The 23,204-nt window shown below is 67.1% G+C and carries 15 protein-coding genes and 3 pseudogenes; 11 read left to right on the forward strand and 7 right to left on the reverse strand.

Annotated elements, in window-relative coordinates:
• Window positions 1-17 precede the first annotated feature (17 nt).
• Both V3B64_RS13440 and V3B64_RS13445 read left to right on the forward strand, forming a co-directional pair.
• Window positions 18-278, forward strand: a complete 261-nt coding sequence (locus V3B64_RS13440; RefSeq protein ID WP_107431495.1) for a YcgL domain-containing protein — start codon at window positions 18-20, stop codon at window positions 276-278.
• Window positions 271-3,609 carry an ankyrin repeat domain-containing protein gene (locus V3B64_RS13445; RefSeq protein ID WP_121504139.1) on the forward strand — a complete coding sequence of 1,113 codons (3,339 nt, stop codon included), beginning with the start codon at window positions 271-273 and terminating at the stop codon, window positions 3,607-3,609. Before V3B64_RS13440 ends, V3B64_RS13445 begins: the two co-directional genes overlap by 8 nt.
• A gap of 209 nt (window positions 3,610-3,818) precedes the next feature.
• Here V3B64_RS13445 and V3B64_RS13450 read toward each other — a convergent pair whose 3' ends face one another.
• Complete coding sequence (locus V3B64_RS13450; RefSeq protein WP_164080052.1) at window positions 3,819-5,597, reverse strand: monovalent cation:proton antiporter-2 (CPA2) family protein; 1,779 nt, start codon at window positions 5,595-5,597, stop codon at window positions 3,819-3,821.
• Window positions 5,598-5,944: 347 nt separating this feature from the next.
• Between V3B64_RS13450 and mgtE the strand changes: the two genes are divergently transcribed.
• Window positions 5,945-7,315 carry a magnesium transporter gene (mgtE, locus tag V3B64_RS13455; RefSeq protein WP_125893373.1) on the forward strand — a complete coding sequence of 457 codons (1,371 nt, stop codon included), beginning with the start codon at window positions 5,945-5,947 and terminating at the stop codon, window positions 7,313-7,315.
• Window positions 7,316-7,458: 143 nt separating this feature from the next.
• Complete coding sequence (locus tag V3B64_RS13460; RefSeq protein WP_154264788.1) at window positions 7,459-10,179, forward strand: bifunctional acetate--CoA ligase family protein/GNAT family N-acetyltransferase; 2,721 nt, start codon at window positions 7,459-7,461, stop codon at window positions 10,177-10,179.
• Window positions 10,180-10,242: 63 nt separating this feature from the next.
• On the opposite strand, the pseudogene V3B64_RS13465 reads toward V3B64_RS13460, so the two are convergent.
• Window positions 10,243-10,353 (reverse strand): annotated as a pseudogene (locus V3B64_RS13465) (YbjQ family protein); the annotation flags it as partial.
• A gap of 970 nt (window positions 10,354-11,323) precedes the next feature.
• Here V3B64_RS13465 and V3B64_RS13470 point away from each other — a divergent pair.
• The 4 genes and pseudogenes from V3B64_RS13470 to V3B64_RS13485 all read left to right on the forward strand — a co-directional run bounded on the left by V3B64_RS13470 (window position 11,324) and on the right by V3B64_RS13485 (window position 13,090).
• Window positions 11,324-11,701 carry a hypothetical protein gene (locus tag V3B64_RS13470; protein WP_121504144.1) on the forward strand — a complete coding sequence of 126 codons (378 nt, stop codon included), beginning with the start codon at window positions 11,324-11,326 and terminating at the stop codon, window positions 11,699-11,701.
• Between the two features lie 172 nt (window positions 11,702-11,873).
• A pseudogene (locus tag V3B64_RS13475) lies at window positions 11,874-12,072 on the forward strand (IS5/IS1182 family transposase); the annotation flags it as partial.
• A pseudogene (locus V3B64_RS13480) lies at window positions 12,061-12,330 on the forward strand (ATP-binding cassette domain-containing protein); the annotation flags it as partial. The pseudogenes V3B64_RS13475 and V3B64_RS13480, both read left to right, overlap by 12 nt.
• 52 nt (window positions 12,331-12,382) lie before the next feature.
• Entirely contained in the window at window positions 12,383-13,090 is a 708-nt protein-coding gene (locus V3B64_RS13485; RefSeq protein WP_121504145.1) for an alpha/beta hydrolase, read from the forward strand.
• Window positions 13,091-13,203: 113 nt separating this feature from the next.
• On the opposite strand, the gene dkgB is transcribed toward V3B64_RS13485, so the two are convergent.
• Both dkgB and V3B64_RS13495 read right to left on the reverse strand, forming a co-directional pair.
• The gene (gene dkgB, locus V3B64_RS13490; RefSeq protein WP_032129158.1) at window positions 13,204-14,013 is read right to left on the reverse strand and encodes a 2,5-didehydrogluconate reductase DkgB; all 810 of its coding nucleotides are present in this window, start codon (window positions 14,011-14,013) and stop codon (window positions 13,204-13,206) included.
• An 88-nt stretch (window positions 14,014-14,101) separates the two neighbouring features.
• Complete coding sequence (locus V3B64_RS13495) at window positions 14,102-15,316, reverse strand: MFS transporter (RefSeq protein ID WP_049424175.1); 1,215 nt, start codon at window positions 15,314-15,316, stop codon at window positions 14,102-14,104.
• Window positions 15,317-15,423: 107 nt separating this feature from the next.
• Here V3B64_RS13495 and V3B64_RS13500 point away from each other — a divergent pair, with 107 nt between their 5' ends.
• Complete coding sequence (locus tag V3B64_RS13500) at window positions 15,424-16,326, forward strand: LysR family transcriptional regulator (RefSeq protein WP_121504146.1); 903 nt, start codon at window positions 15,424-15,426, stop codon at window positions 16,324-16,326.
• A gap of 329 nt (window positions 16,327-16,655) precedes the next feature.
• On the opposite strand, the gene V3B64_RS13505 is transcribed toward V3B64_RS13500, so the two are convergent.
• Window positions 16,656-18,776, reverse strand: coding sequence for a methyl-accepting chemotaxis protein (locus V3B64_RS13505; protein ID WP_121504147.1), 2,121 nt, complete (start codon window positions 18,774-18,776; stop codon window positions 16,656-16,658).
• Between the two features lie 183 nt (window positions 18,777-18,959).
• On the opposite strand from V3B64_RS13505, the gene V3B64_RS13510 reads away from it, so the two are divergent.
• Together V3B64_RS13510 and V3B64_RS13515 are read left to right on the forward strand one after the other, a co-directional pair.
• Window positions 18,960-19,415 (forward strand): Rrf2 family transcriptional regulator, encoded by a 456-nt coding sequence (locus V3B64_RS13510; protein ID WP_121504148.1) that lies wholly within the window; start codon window positions 18,960-18,962, stop codon window positions 19,413-19,415.
• Window positions 19,405-20,310: an NAD(P)/FAD-dependent oxidoreductase gene (locus tag V3B64_RS13515; RefSeq protein ID WP_049398662.1), complete on the forward strand. Its 906-nt coding sequence runs from the start codon at window positions 19,405-19,407 to the stop codon at window positions 20,308-20,310. The genes V3B64_RS13510 and V3B64_RS13515 overlap by 11 nt, the downstream gene beginning before the upstream one ends.
• A gap of 164 nt (window positions 20,311-20,474) precedes the next feature.
• On the opposite strand, the gene V3B64_RS13520 is transcribed toward V3B64_RS13515, so the two are convergent.
• Window positions 20,475-21,695, reverse strand: coding sequence for an RtcB family protein (locus V3B64_RS13520; protein WP_121504149.1), 1,221 nt, complete (start codon window positions 21,693-21,695; stop codon window positions 20,475-20,477).
• 55 nt (window positions 21,696-21,750) lie between these two features.
• Window positions 21,751-22,875 (reverse strand): slipin family protein, encoded by a 1,125-nt coding sequence (locus tag V3B64_RS13525; protein WP_329914275.1) that lies wholly within the window; start codon window positions 22,873-22,875, stop codon window positions 21,751-21,753.
• Window positions 22,876-23,204 lie beyond the last annotated feature (329 nt).

The following is a 23,204-nucleotide window of genomic DNA, read 5'->3' on the forward strand; positions in this document are numbered from 1 at the left end:
GTTATCGTCCCGCGGACATGCACGCCTACGTCTATAAAAGCCAACTCAAGCCGGACACCTACGTCTACGTTCCCCGTCGCGATGATTTCAGCGCGCTGCCTGCGCCGCTGCTCACCTCGCTGGGGACGCTCGCCTTCGTCCTGGACGTGGCCCTGGATGCCCAGCGCCGCCTGGCCCAGGCCGATCCGGACAAGGTCCGCAGCGAAATGAGCGAGCGCGGGTTCTACCTGCAGGTGCCGCCATCGGTGGCCAGCCTGATGCCGCGCCACTATGACTGACACGTCCCGTCCGCGCGCCCTGTCGATCGCCTTCGCCGTAGGCGCCGTGCTGGCGCTTGGCGCCGCTGTGGGCGGCGTTCCAGGCGCCATCCTTGCGGCACTGGCGCAGCCGGCGTTCGCGCTGGGTGTGTCGTGGTGGCGTCGCAGCCGCGCGCTGCTGCCGCTGAAGATCGTCGCGCGCCAGGACCTGCCGGCGCTGCTGGCGTTGTGGACGGCAGCGCCGCTGTTGCTGGCGCTGCTGCTGGCCTGGCCGCTGGCGGCGCTGCGTGACAGCGGCAGCCTGGCCGCGGTGCTGGGCCTGAGCGTGCTGGTCAGTGCCGGCCTGCTGGCGGCCTGGCGCACCTGGCCGCTGTGGAACGATGTCGAACGCCTGGATGGCAATCTCGCCCAGCATTGGCAGGCGCTGGCCGGACGCGACCTGACCGCCTGGCGCGGTCTCGGTGTCGCCGCGCTGGTGATCGCGCTGGCCGCGCTGGTGGTGCTGCCGGCCTGGCCGGGCCTGTTGCCGGAAGGCGCGCGCTGGCCCGCCGCGCTGGCGGTGGTGCTGCTGTCTCCCGTGCTGCACCTGCTGCTGCAGCGGGTGGCGCCGGCACCCTTGGTGTCGCTGCGCGCGAGCCCGTTGGCCAGCGCCGGCAACGAGCACGAACCGATGTTCGCCGCTGCGGCCGAAACCGCGCCGCTGGAGGCGATGGCGCCGCAGGAGCTGACCCCGGCCCTGTATGAAGCCGCCCGCCATGGCCGCATCGACCGGGGCCTGCAGCTGCTGCAGGCCGGTGCCGATCCGTACGCGCTACCGGACCCGAACTGGCGCGACCAGCGCAGCCTGGCGGTGCTGGCGGCGGTGCTGCCGGACCTGCGCCTGCTGCGCGAACTGATCGCCCGCGGCGTCGATGTGAATGCGCCGCACCGGGGCATGACCCCGCTGCTGGCCGCCACCCGCGACAGCTGGCACGGCCGCCCCGAAGCGGTGATGACCCTGCTCGCCAACGGTGCCGATTCGCGTGCCATCGACAGCGATGGCAACACCCCGCTGCACCATGCGGCGCGCAGTTCCGACCCGGGCGTGGCCGCGCTGCTGCGCGATGCCGCCGCCGAAGTCGACGCGCTGAACAACGAGGGCTGGTCGCCGCTGGCCGTGGCCTGCCAGGTCGGCAACTGGCGCCTGGCCCGCTTCCTGCTCGAACGCGGTGCGCGCAGCGAACCGGCCGAAGGCACCCCGGTGTTGCTGGCCGCGGCCGCCACCGAAGACGACGATCCGGCCGGCGTGCAGCTGCTGCTCAAGCACAAGGCGCGGGCTGACGCGCGTGATCGCCAGCGCCGCAGCGCGCTGCATGAGGCCGCACTGGCTGGCCACGTCGAGATCATCGGCGTGCTGCTGGGTGCCGGTGCCAATCTGGAAGCGCGCGATGCGCTGGGCCGTACGCCGTGGCTGGAAGCGGCCCGTGCCGGTCGCGCTGCCGTGGTCGAGCATCTGCTGCCGCACAAGCCGGATCTGGTTGCGGTGGACGGCGAAGGCCGCAATGCGGTGCAGCTGGCGGCGATGGCCGAGGATGTCTCGCCATTGCTGATCAAGCGCCTGGTCGAGCTGGGCATCGCCGCCGATGCCACCGATCCGGTTGGCCGCCGTGCGGTGGACTACGCCGCCGAAGCCGGTCGCTGGGCGATTGTGGCCCTGCTGGACCCGTCCTATCCGTTGCCGGCCGCCGTCAGTGATGGCCTGGCCGAGCGCGGCGAAGCCGCCAGCGCCAGTGGCCTGCTGCCGGACCGTCCGCCGCTGACCCTGCTGCGCGAAGCGCTGGGCTTCGGCAACACCGATGGCATGGCCGCGCTGGCCAAGCTGTGCCAACCGGAAGAACTGGGTGGCCTGCTGCTCGATCCGGAACTGGCACTGGAGCCGCGTGCGGTCGACTGGCTGCTGGGCCACGGCGCCGATCCCTACGTGCGTGACGCCTGCTCCGACACGCCGATGTTCGCGCTGCTGTCGCGCGGCATCGATGCAGTGCCTGCGCTGCAGGTGATGCTGCAGCGTGGCCTGTCACCGGCCGGACGCGGTGGCCTGGCGCGCTTCCTTGCCGCCTGCGCACAGCACGATCAGGCCGCCCGCGGCCTGGAGCAGCTGGCGCTGGAACTGCTGGAACGTGGTGCCGATCCGTTCGCGGCCTCGCCGGCGGGTGACCCGCCGTTGTCGCTGGCAGTGCGCCTGGGCTGGCTGCGCCTGCAGCAGGCCCTGCTCAAGGCCGGTGTCGATCGTGAAGCGCGCGACAGCCATGGCATGACCGCATTGCATCTGGCCACCGCATTGGCCCGCGAAGGCGCGCTGAAGCTGCTGGTGCAGCACGGTGCCTCGCCGGAAGCACGTGCCGCCGACGGCCAGACGCCGCTGGGCGTGGCGCTGTCGATCGGTCGCCGTGACCTGGCCGACTGGCTCGACTGGCGGGTGTGGCCGTTGCCGCGCCGCACCCTGCGCGAGGCCGATCTGCCGGCCGCTGCGATGGCCGGTGACGTCGATGCGGTGCGCCGCCTGATCGATCTGGGATTTGCCGTCGACGCAGTCGACGCACAGGGCTGCACCGCGCTGCTGCGTGCGGCCGGTGGTGGCCATCTGGCAGTAACCGACCTGCTGCTGGCACGCGGCGCCGATCCGCAGCACGCCGCTGCCAGTGGCGCGACGCCGCTGTCGGCGGCGGTCAGCATGCGCCAGGTGGACATCGTTTCGGCCCTGCTCGACGCCGGTGCCAAGCTGGAACACCGCCTGCCGGGCGGCGTGACCGTGCTGATGCTGGCCTCGGCGCTGGGCCTGCCGGACATCGTCGCGCGCCTGCTCACCGCCGGTGCCGACGTGCATGCCGGTGACGCGCAGCAGCTGGGCCCGCTGCACTGTGCCGCGCTGTACGGTTTCAGTGCCCGCGACCGCTCGCGCCTGCTGGCCCTGCTCGACACCCTGCTGCTGGCCGGTGCCGAACCGGACCAGGCCGCCGCCGGTTCGGTCACGCCGCTGCTGCTGCTGCTGGGTGCGCGTGCCGAGCCGGGTACCGCCTGCGACGAACAGGTAGTGATGGCCGCGGTGGAACGCCTGCTGGACGAAGACGTGAGCCTTGAGGTGCGTGATCCGCGCGGCTTCGGTCCACTGCACCTGGCGGCGCTGCATGGCCTGCCGTTGCTGGTGCAGCGCCTGCTGCGCGCCGGTGCCGACCCGGAAGTGCGCGACAGCCTCAACCGCAGCCCGCGCGAGATCGCGGTGATGCGCGGCTTCATCGACGTGGCCGGCGAGTTCGAACCGCGCGTGCCGGGCGTTTCGTCGATGGCGCGGTTCCTGCGCGACAACGGCTGATCGGGACCCAGTAGATCCACGCCATGCGTGGATGATCGTGTCCGGAATCCAAAGCATCCACGCATGGCGTGGATCTACTGCCGGAATCCGCAGTGGGTAGTGCCGGCCGCTGGCCGGCAACCTCATGAAACCTCCGGGATCCCGAGGCTGCCGGCCAGCGGCCGGCACTACCGCAATCTGTGGTGGGTGCCGACCGTTGGTCGGCACGCCTACTTGCCGTCGCTTTCCGCGTCGGCCTCGAACAGGTGCATCAGGTCGTTGCGTGCATCGCGCGAGGTCTGGATCACTGCAGCCTCGTCGTCGTACACCAGGTACTGGTCGCGCAGCAGCTGCTCGTCGTGCTCACGGAAGCGCTGCACGTGGCGTTCGGCCACTTCAGGTGCAACACCCAATGCAGTCAGCACGCGCCCGCTCATTTCCAGGCTGGTGCCGAACACTTCGCGGAACGGCTCGGCCGACATGTCCATCAGGCGCCACGCATGCTGGCGGTTGCGTGCACGTGCCAGCACCTTCGCGTCCGGGTACAGCCGGCGCACCATGCGCACTGCACGCAGGTTGGTCTCCGGGTCGTCCACGGTGATCACGAACACATCGATGTGCTCGCCGCCGGCCGCGCGCAGCATCTCCGGCCGGGTCGGGTCGCCGTAGTACAGCTGGTTGCCGAAGCGGCGCAGGTCGGCCACGGTATCGGGGTTCGCTTCCAGTGCCACGAAGGGCACCTTCTGCGCGGTCAGCAGGCGCGCGATGACCTGGCCGAAGCGGCCCATGCCGGCAATCAGCACCTTCGGCCGGTTGTCCGGCGCCACCTTGTCGGCCTCGGCTGCCTCGCGCGGCGTTGCCTTCTCCTGGCCGAGCAGCTTGAGCAGCGCGATCATCAGCAGTGGCGTGATCGCCATCGACAGGCCGACGATCGCCACCAGGCGGTCATGGTTGGCGTTGCCCAGCAGGTGCGCGCGCTGCGCTTCGTTGAACACCACGAAGGCGAACTCGCCGCCCAGCCACAGCACGCTGCCCAGTAGCAGCGAGTGCCGTGAACTGAGCTTTGCGATGCGCCCGATCACGTACAGCAGGCTGAATTTGACCACCAGCAGGATCGCCACGCCGGCGGCGATCAGCCACGGCTCGGCAGCGATGCGGTCGAGGTCGATGCCCATGCCCACCGCAATGAAGAACAGGCCCAGCAGCAGCCCCTTGAACGGCTCGATCTGCGCTTCCAGTTCGTGCCGGAACTCCGAATCGGACAGCAGCACGCCGGCCAGGAACGCGCCCAGGCTGGGGCTGAGGCCGGCCTCCTGCATGAACCAGGCGGTGCCCAGCACCACCAGCAGTGCGGTCGCGGTGAATACTTCCGGGCTGCGGGTACGCGCGATGATGCCGAACACCTTGCGCAGCACCGGTCGCCCGCACAGGATCACCACCGCCAGCGCGCCGAGGGCCACGGCGGCGTCTTCCCAGCGCAGGGTCTCGTTCTTTACCCCGCCCAGCAGCGGGATGGCCGCCAGCAGCGGAATCGCGATCAGGTCCTGGAACAGCAGGATGGCGAACCCGAGCCGGCCATGGTCGCTGTTGATCGCCTTGTGTTCTGACAGCAGCTGCAGGCCGACCGCGGTGGACGACAGCGCCAGTGCCACGCCCACCACCAGTGCGCTCTTCCATTGGAAATGGTCGAGCAGCAGCAGGCCACCCAGCACCAGCCCGGACAGCGCCACCTGTGCCGCACCGGCACCAAACACCGAGCGCCGCATCACCTTCAGGCGGGCCGGCGACAGTTCCAGACCGATCACGAACAGCAGCATCACCACGCCGATCTCGGCGGCGCCGAGGATGCGGTCGGCGTCCTGCACAAAGCCCAGCCCGTCCGGGCCCAGCACCACACCGGCCGCCAGATAGCCCAGCACCGCGCCGAAGCCGAACTTCTTGAACACCGGCACGGCGATGACCGCCGCCAGCAGCAGCACCAGGGCCAGTTCCAGACCACCGCTATGCATGGGAATACCTGGTCATCGGAGAAGCCCGCGGTGCGTCCGTTCGGGTGGGGGAAGGGGAGGCGAGTGCCACCGCGTCATTATGCGCGCCGACCTGTGTATGCACGAGAACAACCTGCCGGGCAGGCGCCCTGCGCAAGGCTGCCGGGTTGACCTGCAATGGCCCACGGGTCCAGACTGCCCGCCGCTGGCGGCGCGTCCGCCAGCACACGCATCCCGGAGTCCCCAACCCATGTCCAGCGACAGTAGAAGTCGACCTCGTTCGACGCCAGCGATGGCCACCGCCTGACATCGGGACGGTTTGCCTGCGTTGGCGTTGCGCGAGGTCGCACCCCCACAAGGCAAAACCGATGAACCAGAAGCAATTGCTGCGCCCGGTGGCCGATGCCGCCGCACTGGCCGCACCGCTGGCGAACTACAACACCGCCGACGCGGTGGAATTCCTCAATACGCTGGAACTGACCCGCGCCGCGGAAACGCTGGCGGCGCTGCCGTTGCCGCGTGCAGTGAAGATGCTCGAAGCGCCGGAGCTGCACCGCAGTGGCGAACTGGTGGCCGCGCTGCCGCCGGCGCGGGCTGCGGCGCTGCTGGGCCTGATGGCCGATGACCGCGCCACCGACATCGTCCACGAGCTGGATGAGGAAGAACGCGCGCGGCTGATCCCGCTGCTGGGCACCGACGCCCGCCAGGCCATCCAGAAGCTGCTCAGCTACCCACCGAACACTGCCGGTGCGCTGATGACCACCGAGTACGTGGCGGTGCCTGCCAGCTGGACGGTGGCGCAGACCCTGCAGCACATCCGCCAGGTCGAGCGCACCCGCGAGACGGTGTACGCGATCTACGTGCTGGACCCAGCCAGCCAGCAGCTGCAGCAGGTAGTGACCATGCGCCGGCTGATCACCGGCCTGCCCGAGGAATCGATCCTGGATGTGGCCCAGGTCAATCCGCCGGTGACCGTGGATGCGCTGATGGACCAGGAAGAAGTGGCACGGCTGATCCGCCGCCACGACCTGCTGGCGATCCCGGTGGTCGACGCGCAGCAGCAGATGCTTGGCATCGTCACCGTCGACGACGTGCTCGATGCGCTGATCGAGGAGTCCACCGAAGACGCGCACAAGTTCGGCGGCATGGAGGCACTGGACAAGCCGTACATGCAGATCGGCTTCTTCGAGATGCTGCGCAAGCGCGCCGGTTGGTTGAGCGTGCTGTTCCTGGGTGAGATGCTGACTGCCAGCGCGATGCAGCACTACGAGGACGAATTGGCACGCGCGGTGGTACTGACCCTGTTCATTCCGCTGATCATGAGTTCGGGCGGCAACTCCGGCTCGCAGGCTACCTCGCTGCTGATCCGCAGCCTGGCACTGCGCGAACTGCGCCTGCGTGACTGGTGGAAGGTGGCCCTGCGCGAAGTGCCCACCGGCATGGTGCTGGGCGCGATCCTTGGCTGCCTGGCCATCGTGCGCATCGTGATCTGGCAGCTGGGCGGCCTGCACGACTACGGCGAACACTGGATCCTGCTGGCGATCACCATCGGCGCGGCATTGGTCGGCATCGTCACCTTCGGTTCGCTGTCCGGTTCGATGCTGCCCTTCATCCTGAAACGGCTCGGCTTCGACCCGGCCAGCGCTTCGGCCCCGTTCGTGGCCACCCTGGTGGACGTGACCGGCCTGGTGATCTACTTCAGCATCGCCGCGATGATCCTGCACGGCACGCTGCTGTAGGCCGGAACCACCGTGCTCCGGCAGGTGCCGACCTTGGTCGGCATGCAGAACAAAAAGGGGACGGAGGGGATTAAGTCGTTCAAGGCACATGAGGCACAAACGACTTAATCCCCTCCGTCCCCTTTTTTGGGTACCGTAGGCGCATGAGTACCTACCACCTGCAGTCCGTGTTCCGTCCGCAGTCGGTCGCGGTGATCGGCGGCAGTCCACGTGAGCGTTCGGCCGGGCGCGCGGTGATGCGCAACCTGCGTGGCACTGGCTTCCCCGGCAAGGTGGCCTGGATCAACCCGCGGCATGCCGAGATCGATGGCATCCGCACGATCAAGCGGTTGAAGGATCTGGACTGGGTACCGGACCTGGTCGTCATCACCGCACCGGCGGCGATCGTGCCGCAGGTAGTGCGTACCGCCGCCGAACGCGGCGTGCAGGCCGCGATCATCCTCACCGCGCACCTGGGCGAAGGCCCGGGCTCGTTGTCGGAACAGGTGGAAACGGTGGCGCGCAAGCATGGCCTGCGCATCCTGGGCCCGCACTGCCTGGGTGTGATCGCACCGCATGCGCGGCTCAATGCCAGCATCGCCGCGCACTTCCCGCAGGCCGGTGACCTCGCGCTGATCTCCGAATCCTCGGCGATTGCGGCGGCGCTGGTGGAATGGGGTGTGGCGCGCTCGGTCGGCTTCTCCGCCGTGGTCTCGCTGGGCGACACGATGGACGTCGACTTCGGCGACCTGCTCGATTACTTCGCCACCGACTACCGTACCCGCGCCATCCTGCTCTACGTCGAGCAGATCAAGGATGCGCGCAAGTTCATGTCGGCCGCGCGTGCCGCCGCGCGTGCCAAGCCGGTGGTGGTGGTGAAGTCCGGCCGTGCCGAGCGCGTGCAGCCGGGCAGCCGCGATACCCATGTGCAGGCCCTGGCCCGCGCCGATGATGTGTACGGTGCTGCCTTCAACCGCGCCGGCCTGCTGCGCGTGGGGGCGCTGGACGAGCTGTTCACTGCCGCCGAATCGCTGGGTCGGTTGGGGACGTTCCCCGGTCGCCGCCTGGCCATCCTCAGCAACGGTGGTGGCGTGGGGCGCCTTGCGGTGGACCAGCTGATCGCATTGCGTGGCACGCTGGCCAACCTGTCCGACAGCACCATCGAGAAACTCGACGCGGTGCTGCCGCAGGGCTGGTCGCGCAGCAATCCGGTGGACATCGTGGTCGATGCCGATGGTGACCGCTATGCCGCGGCCATCGAAGCGCTGCTGGCCGACAACGAGAATGATGCGGTGATGGTCGTCAACGTACCGACCGCATTCACGTCATCGGCGGACGCGGCGCAGGCGCTCACCCGCACGCTCGGCCTGCGCCCGCGCCATCACCGCGACAAGCCGGTATTCGCGGTGTGGCTGGGCAACGACGACCAGGCCACGGCCACGCTCAACGCGGCACGCGTCCCGACCTACCCGACCGAGGCCGAAGCCGTACGTGGCTTCCAGCATCTGGTGCGCTACCGCGAAGCGCAGAACGCGTTGATGGAAACGCCGCCCAGCCTGCCGCAGGATTTCAGTGTCGACACGGCCGCCGCGCGCGCACTGGTCGATGCCGCCCTGGCCAACGGCCAGCAGTGGCTGGACCCGCTGGCCACGCATGAACTGCTCAAGGCCTATGGCATTCCGTCCGCGCCGGTGATGCATGCGCGCGATGCGCACGAGGCGATGGACCTGGCGCAGCCGCTGCTGGAGCGCGGTGCCACGGTCGCACTGAAGATTCTCTCGCCGGACATTCCGCACAAGTCGGAAGTGGATGGCGTGCGCCTGAACCTGTCCACGCTGCCGGCGGTGCAGAGCGCGGCCAACGCGATCCTGTCGCGCGCACGCCAGCTGCGGCCGGATGCACGCATCGATGGCCTGCTGGTACAGCCGACCATCGTCCGCCCGAAGGCGCGCGAACTGATCGTCGGCATCGCCGATGACGCGACGTTCGGTCCGGTGATCGTGGTCGGTCGCGGCGGCACTGCCGTCGAAGTGATCAATGACAAGGCGCTGGCGCTGCCGCCGCTGGACCTGCGCCTGGCCCACGAGCTGATCGGCCAGACCCGCGCCTCGCGCATCCTCAAGGCTTACGGTGACGTGCCGGCGGCTGACGAGCGCGCACTGGCGCTGGCGCTGGTGAAGCTGGCACAACTGGCTGCCGATATCCCCGAGGTGCGCACGCTGGACATCAACCCGCTGCTGGTCGACGGCAAGGGCATCCTCGCCCTCGATGCCCGCGTAGCGGTGGCGCCGTCGCGCATCCTGCACAAGGGCCGCGGCCATCCGCGTTTCTCGGTGTTCCCGTACCCGAAGGAGTGGGAGCGCACCATCGAGCTGTCCGATGGCGGCCGTGCCTTCGTGCGCCCGGTGCGGCCGGAGGACGACGCACTGTTCCGTGCGTTCTTCGCCCGCGTCAGTGACGAGGATCTGCGCCTGCGTTTCTTCCAGTCCGTGAAGCACTTCAGCCACGAGTTCATCGCGCGCCTGACCCAGCTCGATTACGCACGCTCGATCGCGCTGGTGGCGATCGAACCGCGCAGCGGCGAAATGCTGGGCGCGGTACGCCTGCACGCCGATGCCGATTACCACCGTGGCGAGTACGGCATCCTGATCCGTTCGGACCTGAAGGGCCACGGCATCGGCTGGCGGTTGATGGCGATCATGATCGAGTACGCCAAGTGGCTGGGCCTGGACGTGGTCGAAGGCCAGGTGCTGCGCGAGAACAGCACCATGCTGGCGATGTGCCAGAGCCTGGGCTTCAAGACCAGGCTGGATCCGGATGACCCGACGGTGATGATGGTGACCCTGCCGGTGCAGCAGGTCGAGGTGCCGGCACCGGACTTGTAGAGTCGAGCTTGCTCGACTGTCGTCATCGGGAAGCAGTCGAGCAAGCTCGACTCTACGGCCAGGTTAGCGGAGGGGCTCCACCACCACCGCCGTGCCATAGCACAGCACCTCGGTCAGCCCGGTCATCACATCGGTGGCGTCGTAAAGCAAGCTCATGCTGATGATTGCGCTGCTGTCAGTCGTTCTGACGATTGAATACAGACTACAACGATGGCTTGTACCCTGCGCCAGTGACGTCCGAATGGTCCCCTCATGTCGGCGTACCGGGTGCCAGCTGTGTCTCTTGCGTAGGAGTGACTGAATCACCAGAAGGAAAGAAGCGGCTATTGACGCATTTCGCTCTTCAACTCAGCGAAGAAGCAACGCTACCATTGCGCCACTGCGTGGCAGCGACCCTTCGTGACCTTACTGAAAGAAGATGTTTCCCGATGTTGCAGGCATGAGGAAATCTGTGAGGATCCAAGGTATCAGCGAAAAGACCTTCGCCAGCTGCGTGTGCTGCCTAGCTATGGTGGCCGCAACTGCAGGCGGTCGGATCTTGCCGTTCTTGTTCATAGGAGCGGTTGTCATTGTGATAGCCAGGCGTGCCGACGTCAGGCGCGAGCGGATTCGGGAAGAGCACGCGTCGAAATGATCACTTTGCAAGGATGCCGCTTGAGCTGCTCCTGCGGCTGATTCCCGCAAGGACGCCAAGTCCGTACTGGTTTCAATGCGGCAGCTGATGGACCAGAGCAATCGTCATGACCCTTCTCGACGCTTGGCATGGAGTCCGCGCGAGTCATGCAGGGTATCTTGACCTGAGAACGACTGATGAGCCGGTCGAACAGCCGCATCGAATCAATCTCGTGCAGCGCTTGCTACACGCCCGGATCGCTCAAATGCATTTCACTGCTGCAGCAGGTGGGTGCATCTCGTAAAGGAGAATCTCGCGCCGGGTCTGCTTGGGCTTGCCCAGGCCCTGCGCATCCCCAAATGTCAGTCGTATGATGTATTCCACTATGCGACCTAATAATGTCCCCCAACGCCGAAATCCGTGGCGGGCACTGCTGCACAGTTCGCAGGGAGCTGGTCAGAACATCCCTAGCTCTGATAAATCATTAGCTGGATCGCGGCGCTTTCGCCCTGCGATCATTTGAGGGTCGATATGAAGATTACTGATGGATTTGATGGGCGGCATGGCAGGTTGTATTTTATTTCCCTGGTAGCAATGGCGTCTGCCTCAGCGCTGATGCTGGTGGCGGCTCTTCGGGGTGCTGAGCCTTTGCAGGTTCCTCAGGAGGTCGGAGTTTTTGTTTCCGCATTTTCGCTGCTGTGTTCGACGGCAAGTTACCTGTTAATAGGGAAAATTAAGTGCTCGTTCCTGCTGCTTGGGATTTCGGCTGCCGTATTTTCTGCCGCTCTATGGTCGTTCGGTGCGCCTTTGTCGTTCGTACTGCTTTTGGCACTTCCAGCTCTGCTCTTGTCTTTCATTTCAGTTATTTTTCGGGATAAGGTAGATGTGCAGATCGAGAGGGATGACTAGCGCTCTGTATCTATAGATTGGTTTGTTTCTAGTCCATCGATGACTGATAGCTGTGCGAGATTTGTCGTCCTCATGGCCTGCATCTACGGACGTTCTGAACAACTATTTCGGTAGTACCGTCCGCTGGCCGGCAGCCTGAGAGACAATAGAGGCACACGTTGAGAAGCCATCCATGCAGCTGACATTTGGCGATACGCAGGGTCTGGGCAAGTGCAAGCAGACCCGGCGCGAGATTTTCCTTTACGAGATGGACCCGCCTGCTGCAGCAGTGATGCGCATTGAGCGATTCGCGCATGTAGTTGGCGCTGCACGAGATTGATTCGATGCGGCTTTTCGCCCGGGTCAGCGAGCTTGATGCGATCCCGGATGACCAGTTGTTTGCCGGAAGCATTGCCGACAACATCAGCGGCTTCGATAGCGGCTTCGATGAACAGCGCATCGAGGAAACTGCTCGGATGGCAGCCGTGCACGACGATATCGCGGGGCTGCCGATGGCTTATCACGGTCTTATCGGAGACATGGGTAACTCGCTTTCAGGCGGTCAGAAACAGCGCGTGATTCTGGCCCGTGCCCTCTACCGCCGGCCTCGGATTCTGTTTCTGCATGAGGCCGCCAGCCATCTTGATGTCATGCGCGGTCGCTGGCATGGCGCCGCCACCGCACCGGCGCGACAATACCCCCATGACCGACCGTATCCCCCTGTTGCTGCTGCCCGGCCTGCTCAACGATGCCGAGCTGTGGCGCGCACAGCTGGCTGACCTGGCCGACATCGCCGAATGCACGGTGGGCGACCAGACCCGCGGCGAAACCCTGCAGGGCGTAGCCGAGGACGTGCTGGCGCAGGCGCCGGAGCGCTTTGCGCTGGCCGGTTTCTCGCTGGGCGGTTTCGTCGCCCAGCAGATCCTGCGCATCGCGCCGGAACGTGTGCTGCAGCTGGCGCTGATCGATACCTCGATCCATGCCGATTCGCCGGAACGTGCCGAGCAGCGCCGCAGCCAACGTGCCAGCGTGCGCTTGCCGGGAAAATTCCACGGCTTCGGTGACGTGCTGATGCGCAGCTACATCGATGCTTCTCGGCTGGATGACTACGTGCTGGTGCAGCGTGTGCGCGACATGACCGCGCGGTTGGGCGCCGAAGTGTTCCTGCGCCAGAGCGCGCTGGAGCGCCGCGACGGCCATGACGTGCTGGCCGGCTACCGCGATCCGCTGCTGATCGTCTGCGGTGCGAACGACCGCATCACGCCGCTGGCGGTAAGCGAGGAGATGCACGCCCTGGTGCCGCACTCGCAGCTGGTGGTGGTGCCCGATTGCGGGCACCTGGCACCGATGGAAAAGCCGGACGAGGTCAGTGCGGCCATGCGTGGGTGGTTGCTGCAAGGCGAGGGATAGCTCTGCCTTTGGTAGGTGCCGACCTTGGTCGGCACGATGTGTCATCGACTGACCAGAGGCCAGTGCCGACCAAGGTCGGCACCTACGATTCCGATCCGTAATCGCGGTTGGGTTCAATCCCAGGCCGGGGCAATACCTTCCGGATTCGCGAGGCGATGGCCGCGATCCAGCTTGGCGATCTGCGCCATGTCTTCGTCGGTCAGGCGTACGGCCGCTGCTTCCAGGTTGGCTGCCAGGTTTTCGCGCTTGGTCGACGACGGAATGACCGAGAAGCCCTGCTGCAGCGCCCACGCCAGCGCAACCTGCGCCGGGGTGGCCTGGTGGCGGCCGGCAATGGCCTGGATCACCGGGTCCTTCAGCACTTCGCCATAGGCCAGGCTCATGTAGGCGGTGATGTGGATGCCGTTGTCCTGCAGGAACTTCACCAGCAGGCGGTTCTGCAGGTACGGGTGGATCTCGATCTGGTTGGTGGCGATGGCTTCGGCGCCGAGGATCTCGATCGCCTTGCGGGTCTGCGCGATGGTGAAGTTGGAGATGCCGATCTCGCGGGTCAGCCCCTGCGCCTTGGCCTCGGCCAGTGCCGGCAGGTATTCCTCCATCGGCACGTCGACCTTGTCATTCGGTGACGGCCAGTGGATCAGCGCCAGGTCGACGCGGTCGGTGCGCAGTTTCTCGAGGCTGGTACGCAGGCTGGCCAGCAGCGCATCGCGCTTGAACTCGGTGATCCACACCTTGGTGGTCAAGTACAGATCATCACGCGGCACGCCCGACTCGGCGATGGCCTGGCCGACTTCGGCTTCATTGCCGTAGATCTGCGCGGTATCGATGGCGCGGTAGCCGACCTCCAGCGCATTGCGCACCGAGTCGATCACGGTCTGGTCTTTGAGGCGGAAGGTGCCGAGACCGAAAGCGGGGACAGTCATGGGAAGCTCCAACGGGGGGAAGGGAGTAGCAGAGGGAAGAGGGTAGGACAGGCACCGTATGCATGCCGGCAACGGTGCATTGCATGGATCAATGCGCGGTGGCGGCAATGCCGTCGGCGCGGTGGTCGACGCCATCGCGGCGGTCGAGGCGGCCACTGAGCACGGTCAGCGCGTAGGCCAGTACGACCACCAGCGCGCCCAGCCATGGGGTATGCATCAGGCCGATGTGCTCCACCACCAGGCCACCCAGCGAGGCGCCCATGGCGATGCCGACGTTGAACGCGGCAATGTTCAGGCCCGATGCCACGTCGGTGGCCTGCGGTGCATAGCGCTGCGCCTGCTTGACCACGTAGACCTGCAGGCCGGGCACGTTGCCGAATGCCACCGCACCCAGCGCCAGCACCGTCAGCAGCATCAACCAGGTGTTGTAGGCCGTGAACGTGAGCACGAACAGCACCAATGCCAGCAGTCCGAAGATGCGCTTCAGCGCGGGCACCGGACCCAAGCGGTCGGCCATGCGCCCGCCCCACAGGTTGCCGATCGCCACCGACACGCCGTACACCAGCAGCACCAGGCTCACGGCGTTGGCCGGCAGGCCGGTGACATCCTGCAGGATCGGCGCCAGATAGGTGAAGGCCAGGAAGGTGCCACCGTAGCCCAGCGCGGTCATCGCATAGACCAGCAGCAGGCGTGGCTGGCCGAGCACGGCAAGCTGCTGGCGGAGGCTCGCCGGCGCACTCTGCGGCAGGTTGCGCGGTACGAACAGCAGCGCGCCGATCAGGGCGACCACGCCGAGGCCGGCCACCGCCAGGAAGGTCGCGCGCCAGCCCAGATGCTGGCCGATGAAGGTACCCAGCGGCACGCCGGTCACCAGCGCCACGGTCAGGCCGGTGAACATGATGGCGATCGCGCTGGCCGCCTTCTCCTTCGGCACCACGGCGGTGGCGATGATCGCGCCGATCGAGAAGAACACGCCGTGCGCCAGGCCGGTGAGGATGCGGGCGATGATCAGCGAGGTATACCCGGGTGCCATCCAGGCGACGACATTGCCGAGCGTGAACAACACCATCAGCGCCACCAGCAGTTGCTTGCGCGGTACGCGTCCGGTCAGCGCGGTCAGCACCGGCGCACCGATGGCCACACCCAGCGCGTACAGCGAGACCAGCAGGCCGGCCGAGGGCAGGCTGACCTGCAGGTCGCCGGCGATGGTCGGGATCAGGCCGACGATGACGAATTCGGTGGTGCCGATGGCAAAGGCACCGAGGGTCAACGCCAGCAGGGCGAGGGGAATGCCACGGATCATGACAGGGTCCAGCAGGAGGAAGAGGCTGCGCAGTCTGCGCCGCCGACCTTTGCCGAAAAACCGGTCTTCACGCCAATCACTATTGCCGTGCAGTCAATAATAGGGACATGAAGACCACTCTCGATGAAATGCAGGCGTTCCTTTCGGTGATCGACAGCGGTTCGATCAGTGCTGCCGCCGAGCAGCTGGGGCAGACGCCCTCGGGTGTGAGCCGCGCGCTGGGGCGGCTGGAGGACAAGCTGGGGATCACCCTGCTGACCCGCACCACCCGCCGCCTGCACCTGACTGCCGAGGGCGAGGCGTTCCTGCGCCATGCGCGCGCGATCATCGATGCGGTGGAATCGGCCGAGGAACAGATGGCGGCGCGCCGCGAACGCCCGGCGGGGCGCCTGCGCGTGGATGCGGCGATGCCGTTCGTGCTGCACGTGGTCGCGCCGCTGGTGGCCGGCTATCGCGCGCGTTACCCGGAAGTGCAGCTGGAGTTGAACAGTTCCGACCGCTACATCGACCTGCTCGAACGGCGCACCGATCTGGCGATCCGGATCGGCCCGCTGGCCGACTCCACCCTGCATGCGCGGCTGCTGGGCCGCTGCCAGCTGCGGCTGGTGGCCAGCCCGGACTACCTGGCCAGGCACGGCGAACCGGCCAGCGTCGCCGCGCTGGGCCAGCACACGCTGCTCAGCTTCAACGAGCCGGAATCACTCAACCGTTGGCCGCTGCCCGGAGAGTCGGATGGGCTGCTGCTGGTGCGGCCGGATATCGCCGTGTCCAGTGGCGAGACGTTGCGCCGGCTGGCGGTGGAGGGCGTGGGCATCACCTGCCTGTCCGACTTCGTCACCGATCGCGACCGCAGCGCCGGCACCCTGGTGCAGGTGCTGGCGGCGCAGACGCTGGATGTGTACCAGCCGATCCATGCGGTGTACTACCGCAACACCGCCGTATCGTCGCGGATCAGCTCGTTCGTGGATTACCTGGCCGACGCGATGGCGCAGAGCGACTACGTGCGCTGAGGTTGCCGGCCAGCGGCCGGCACTACCGCAGGCGCCGGTGGGCGCGGCTGCTCTGGTGGGTGCGGACCGTTGGTCCGCACTGATCCTGCCGTCGCCCGCCCAACGGTCGGGCGCTACCCATACTGGGGCGGACGCTGCCGGCCAGCGGCCGGCACTACCGCATGCGCGGGTGGGCGCGGCTGCTCTGGTGGGTGCGGACCGTTGGTCCGCACTGATCCTGCCGTCGCCCGACCAACGGTCGGGCGCTACCCATGTGGCGGCGGACGCTGCCGGCCAGCGGCCGGCACATCGCACGGGTGGTACCGCCCGCTGGCCGGCAACCGGATCACTCAGGCCGCACGCGCCAACGCGTCCTTCGCTGCCGCCGTGGTCGACAGATCGAACACATCCACCGCATCGATCAACCGGTTCGCCTGTTGTTCCAGGCTGCGTGCGGCGGCACTGGCTTCCTCCACCAGCGCGGCGTTCTGCTGGGTGGTGCCATCCATCTGGATCACGGTCTGGCTGACCTGCTCGATACCCGCGCTCTGCTCCTGCGAGGCCGCGGAAATCTCGGCCATGATGTCGGTCACGCGCTGCACCGACGCCACGATCTCGGCCATGGTGTCACCGGCCTCGCGCACGCGCTGTGCACCGTGCCCGACCTGCTCAACCGACGCTTCGATCAACGCCTTGATCTCCTTCGCGGCCGCCGCCGAGCGCTGCGCCAGCGTGCGTACTTCACTGGCGACCACCGCGAAGCCGCGGCCCTGCTCGCCGGCACGCGCGGCTTCCACTGCCGCGTTCAGCGCCAGGATGTTGGTCTGGAACGCGATGCCATCGATCACGCTGATGATCTCGGCGATCTGCCGCGACGAGGTTTCGATCGCGCTCATCGTCGTCACCACCTGGCCGACCACGTTGCCGCCCTGCGAGGCGACCGTGTGCGCGCCGATCGCCAGCTGGTTGGCCTGGCGTGCGTGCTCGGCGTTCTGGCGCACGGTGGAGGTCAGTTCTTCCATCGACGCGGCGGTTTCTTCCAGATTGGCCGCCTGCTGCTCGGTACGGCGCGACAGATCATTGTTGCCGGCGGCGATCTCTGCAGCCGCAGTGTGGATGTTGCCGGAGGCGTGCTTGATGTCGGTGACGATGGTCGCCAGCTGCGCGGCGGTGGTGTTGGCATCGCCGGCGATGCGCGCGAACACGCCCTGGAAATCGCCATGCATGCGCGCGCCGAGGCGGCCATCGGCAATCGCGCGCAGCATGCTGGAGACCTCGCCGAGGTTCAGTTCGGTCGTCTGCATCAATCGGTTCAAGCCGTCGACCATCGCGCGGAAGTCATGCTCGAAGCGCGCGCTGTCGCCACGCTGGCTGAAGTCACCCCTGGCGGCGGCTTCGGCCAGGCGGCGGATCTCGCCATTGATCATGCCGAGATTGACCTTGGCGGTATCCAGTGCGTCGGTGATCACTGCCTTCTCGCCGGGCAGGCGTTCCATGTCCTGGCTGAGGTCACCGATGGCGTAACGGCCCATGATCGCAATCGCGCGCAGCTTCACCTGGATGTGCGCATCGACCAGCGCGTTGCTATCGGCCACCATCGTGCCGAATGCGCCGGGGAAGGCACTGGCATCCATGCGGTGGCTGATGGTGCCGGCTTCATGCGCCTGTGCCATCGTGGCCTGTGCATCGAGCACACCGCGCAGCGTGGACTGCACGGCCTGCATGGCCTGCGCGAGCCGACCGATCTCATCGCGGCTGCGCACCTGCACAACATGCTGCAGATCACCGGCGGCCACTGCACGCGCAGCGGCTTCCACTGCCAGCACCGGCTGCACCACCGCACGCCGCAGCCACCAGCCCAGGCCCATCAGCAGCAGCACGGCGGCCAGCACGGTCAGCGCCGCGCACAGCAGCAGCGTCTGCCGCGCCTGCTGCGAACGGACCGCTACCGCCGCTTCGGCCACCTGCGTGGCGTGCGTACTCAACGCATCCAGCGCGGTTGCCACCGGGCGGTCCTTGCCGCGCACGAGATTGTCGCCGACGGCGGGATCGTAGCTGGCCTCGGCGAATGCCTGCAGCGCCGCGTGATAGTCCTGCTGCAGCTGCGCGTGCAGGCCGATGAACGCCTGCGCCAGTTCGCGCGTGCGTGCATCCGGGCTGCTGACCAGGCCCTTGGCCAGCTGCTCGACCAGACGACCCTCGCTGTCGAAGGCGTCCAGGTGGCGTTGGCGCAACGCGTCGTCGTGGCCGCGCAGCAGCACGTTCTTCCATTCCTGCACCTGGCCGCGGAACTCGCGCTGCAGGCGTTCGGCATCGCGGCTGTGCGCGACTTCGGGTGGAACCTCGGTGGACAACTTCAACCAGGCGGAGGCCAGGCCGGCCAGAGCGCACAGCAGGACCACAGCCAGACCAACAGAAACCGCGCCGAGCAGCTTGGACTGCAGGCGCGGAGCACGGACAGACGCATTCATGGGGAAGAACTCTCGGGAAGGGGCAATGCGGTATCGACCCGCTGCGCACGCCCTGAAGTGAGATGCGCATCACATTCGCGTTTCGTTTAGTGATGTGAAGAAACTATTTCATAGGACAGATGTGTCCATATGGAACGAAAGCAGACCCTCGACAGAGGAATTAAATGTAACTATTGTCGTTACATGAAATCCGCGAACCCCCTCTCCGACGCCCTGCACGTGATGGCGCATCTGGTCGGCCATGCCGCCCCGCGCACGTCCGAACAGCTGGCGTCGTGCCTGCCGACCCATCCGGTGGTGATCCGTCGTCTGCTGGCACAGCTGCACAAGGCCGGCCTGGTGCGCAGCACCCGTGGTCACGGCGGCGGCAGCGTGCTGGCACGCGATGCCGCGGCGATCACCCTGCATGACATCTATCTGGCGGTGGGAGCACCGCCGCTGGTCCAGGTCGGCGCTCGCGATTCCGGCGGTGGCTGCCCGATCCAGCAGCTGGTCAACAGCGCCCTGCTCGAAGGCGCGCGCGAGGCGCAGCGGCTGCTTGAGCAGCGCCTGCAGGCGACCACACTGGACCAGCTCGGCGCCGACTTCGCCCGCCATCTTGCCCATCACCGTTCCCTGGAAGGTCACCATGAATCCTGATGTGCTCATCGTCGGCGGCAGCTACGCCGGCATTGCCGCCGGCCTGATCCTGGCCCGTGCCCGTCGCCCGGTCACCGTCATCGATGCCGGTTCACCGCGCAATCGCTTCGCCAGTCATTCGCACGGGGTGCTGGGGCTGGATGGCATCAGTGGCGCCGAGCTGCTGAAGACCGCGCGTCAGCAGCTGCTGGACTACCCCACGGTGCGTTGGGTGCATGCCGAAGTGGAGCACGCCCGCACCACCGCCGAAGGCGTGGAAGTGCGTACCGCCGATGGCCAGGTGCTGGCCGCGCGCAAGCTGCTGCTGGCCAGCGGCATCGCCGACCAGCTGCCGGAACTGCCCGGACTGGCCGAGCGCTGGGGAAGCACCGTGCTGCACTGCCCCTACTGCCACGGCTACGAAGTTGGTGGTGGTGCCATCGGCCTGCTTGGCGGCCATCCGATGTCGGCCAGCAAGGCGCCGCTGTTCGCTGACTGGGGCAATGTCACCTTCTTCAGCATGGGTCTGGAGATCACCGATGAGGAACGCGCCGCCATGCAGCAGCGCGGCGTGCACATCGAGACGTCACCCGTGCTGGGTGTGCAGGGCGACCAGCCGACCTGGCTGGAAGTGGAGCTGGCCGACGGCCGCCGTATCGCACAGCGGGCGCTGTTCGTGCCGGCTACCCAGGCGATGGCCACGCCGCTGGTGCAGCAGCTGGGGTGCACATTGGTCGAGAGCCCGCTGGGGGTGCTGATCGAGGTCGACATGATGAAGCAGACCTCGGTGCCGAACGTGTACGCCGCTGGCGATGCGACCACGGTCGGCAATATCACCCTGGCCACCGCCGAGGGCGTGCGTGCGGGGATCGGCGTGCATCATGCGCTGGTGGCCGAGGACAGCGTGCCGCGCTGACCCCCGACGCGACGTGCTGCTCTGGTAGATGCCGACCTTGGTCGGCGCCGTTTCATCCACGCATGGCGTGGAAGAGCAGTCGAGCAAGCTCGACTCTACGGATCCCGGGCATCCATTCGCCCGTGCCCGTCGAGCAGGTGCCGGCCGAGGCCGGCACCGTTCCATCATCCCTTCACGCACAGCACCTGGCGCAGCGTGTGCACCACGTCGACCAGGTCGAGCTGCGCCGCCATCACGTCGTCGATCGACTTGTACGCGGCCGGCGATTCATCCAGCACGCCGTTGTCCTTGCGGCATTCCACATGCGCGGTGGCCTCGCGGTGCTGGGCCAGCGTGATCTGCTGCCGCGCAGCGCCACGGCTCATTACCCGGCCGGCACCGTGGCTACAGCTGTGGAAGCTGTCCGCGTTGCCCTTGCCACGCACGATGTAGCTGCGCGTGCCCATGCTGCCGGGAATGATGCCCAGCTCGCCCTCGCGCGCACTGACCGCACCCTTGCGCGTCACCAGCAGCTCCTGGTCGTGGTGCGTCTCCTTCTGCACGTAGTTGTGATGGCAGTTCACCGCCATCGTTGCCAGCTGGAACTTCGGCAGGCGATGGCGCATCTCGGCCAGCACCCGCGACATCATTGCCTCGCGGTTCTGCCGGGCGTAGTCCTGCGCCCACGACACTGCTTCGACGTAGTCATCGAACAGCGGCTCGCCTTCCATGAAGAACGCCAGGTCCTTGTCCGGCAGGTGGAAGCCGAGCACGCGCCGGGCCAGTTCCTCGCGCGCCTTCTCGATGAAGTAGGTGCCGATCCGGTTGCCGGTGCCGCGCGATCCGCTGTGCAGCATCACCCACACAGTGTCCGTCTCGTCCAGGCACAGTTCGATGAAGTGGTTGCCGCCGCCCAGCGTACCCAGCTGGCGGTCGAGCTTGTCGGTGCGGATCCTGCGGTGCTTGTCCTTGATGTTCTCCAGGCCGGCGGCCAGCCCGGACTGCACCAGCCGGGTGTGGATGCTGTCGGGCATGCGGTGGTGCTCGCCGCCACGGCCGTTGCCGACCGGGATGCTGCGCTCGATGCTGTTGCGCAGCTGCCGCAGGTCATCGGGCAGGTCGTTGGCACGCAGCGTGGTACGCACCGCCGCCATGCCGCAGCCGATGTCGACGCCGACCGCGGCCGGGATGATCGCACCGCGGGTCGGGATCACCGAGCCCACGGTCGCGCCCTTGCCCAGGTGCACGTCCGGCATCACTGCCACCCACGGCCCAACGAATGGGATCGCGGCGATGTTGCGCAGCTGCTCATGCGCCTGCGCTTCCAGCGGCACACCGTTGACCCAGCCCTTGATCGGCGTGGTGCCCTCGGCGTGCAGCCATTGATAGTTGTGTTGAGTGTCCATGTCTTCGTGTTTGTCCTTGATGGGCCGGCGGCGCGTCCCTGCGCCGCCGCGACCCCTACCTGATCGTCACCAGCTGCTTCAGCACGCCATCCAGGCCGCCGAACACGGTGAGCTTGTCGATCTTCTCGGTGACCTTCTCCAGTGCCTCCAGCTCCTTCAAGCGCATCAGCACCGGGTTGTCCTCGATCAGCTTTGCGGTGTTGAGCTGCGAACGCGTGGCGTTGGCCTCCTCGCGACGGCGGATCACGCTGGCCTGGGCCTGCTTCTCGGCCAGCACCACACCGTTGAGGATCTCCTTCATCTCACCCGGCAGGATCACGTCCTTGATGCCCACGCCGAGCAGCCGCACGCCGTGGCCCTCGATCGCCGCCTGCACATGGGCGGCGATCTCGCCGTCCAGTGCCGCCTTGTCAGCCAGCAGCTCGTCCAGGGTGCGCGCGGCAATCGCCTGGCGCAGGCCGAACTGCAGCTGCCGGTAGACGAACTCGTCGGCATTGCTGAGCGTGCGGTGTGCACGCACCGGGTCGACCACCTGCACGGTCGCGGCCAGGTTCACCCGCAAGGTCACCTTGTCGCGGCTGAGCAGTTCCTGGCCGGACACGTCCAGCGAACGCGCACGCAGCTCCACGCGCTCCACCGACACGTTGCCATTGAAGTTCCAGAACGCGTGCAGGCCGGCGTCCAGCGTCTGTCGTAGCGTGCCATCGATGAACAGCAGGCCGACCGACTCGCTCGGCACGGTGCTGATCACTGCCACACGCGGCAGCACGCCCAACTGGCCCAGGCGCTGCTGCACGTCCGCCGGAATGCGCGGCTCGTCACCCAGCGCCATCACGCGCACCTGGGTGTCGACCGAACCCCGCCAGTACAGTCGGCGGCTGCCCGGCGGCAGCACTTCATCGATGCGGCCGTTGCGCAGCAACAGGCCGACCTCGCTGGCGCCGACGTTGGCCAGCACGAAGTGCGTGTCCAGCTCGGTGCCCAGCGCTTCGATCAGGCTGTCCTGGTCGCTGCCGGTATAGGCCGCGCCCTTCGATGCGGTGTGGATGTCCACGTGCGGGCGGCCGCCGAACGGCGACAGGCGGTGCACGCCCGGCAGCAGGATCTGCTGGAAACGACGGTTGCGATACACCAGGCCGCGCTCGCCGTCGCCGATCACGACCTTGATGGTCCAGAACATGGGAGTCTCTCCTTGTATGGCTCTGGTGGTTCGACCCGATGGGAATGAATCGCCATGACCCGGGTCGATCAGGTCGTGGCGAGGCCGCCTGCACACCACGTGCAGGCAGCGGAAGAGGGCGGCCATCGGCGGACGGTCCGCGCGCGGAGCCTTCGGTGCACCGGCACGGCTGCCATCGTCGTTCCCGGCAGGCAGCACCGGTGCGGAACGTGGCTGGCAGTGGCGGCGGGCCGGGGCCCGGCGTGCGGTCCGTTGCCTTCCACGTTCCTGCCCGAAGGCGTTGTCCGTGGACGGCGGCGATGGCCGCTGGGGCTTGCGCCCCGGGTGTT

The organism is Stenotrophomonas sp. SMYL86, from assembly GCF_036320025.1.
Lineage (GTDB): Bacteria > Pseudomonadota > Gammaproteobacteria > Xanthomonadales > Xanthomonadaceae > Stenotrophomonas > Stenotrophomonas maltophilia_A.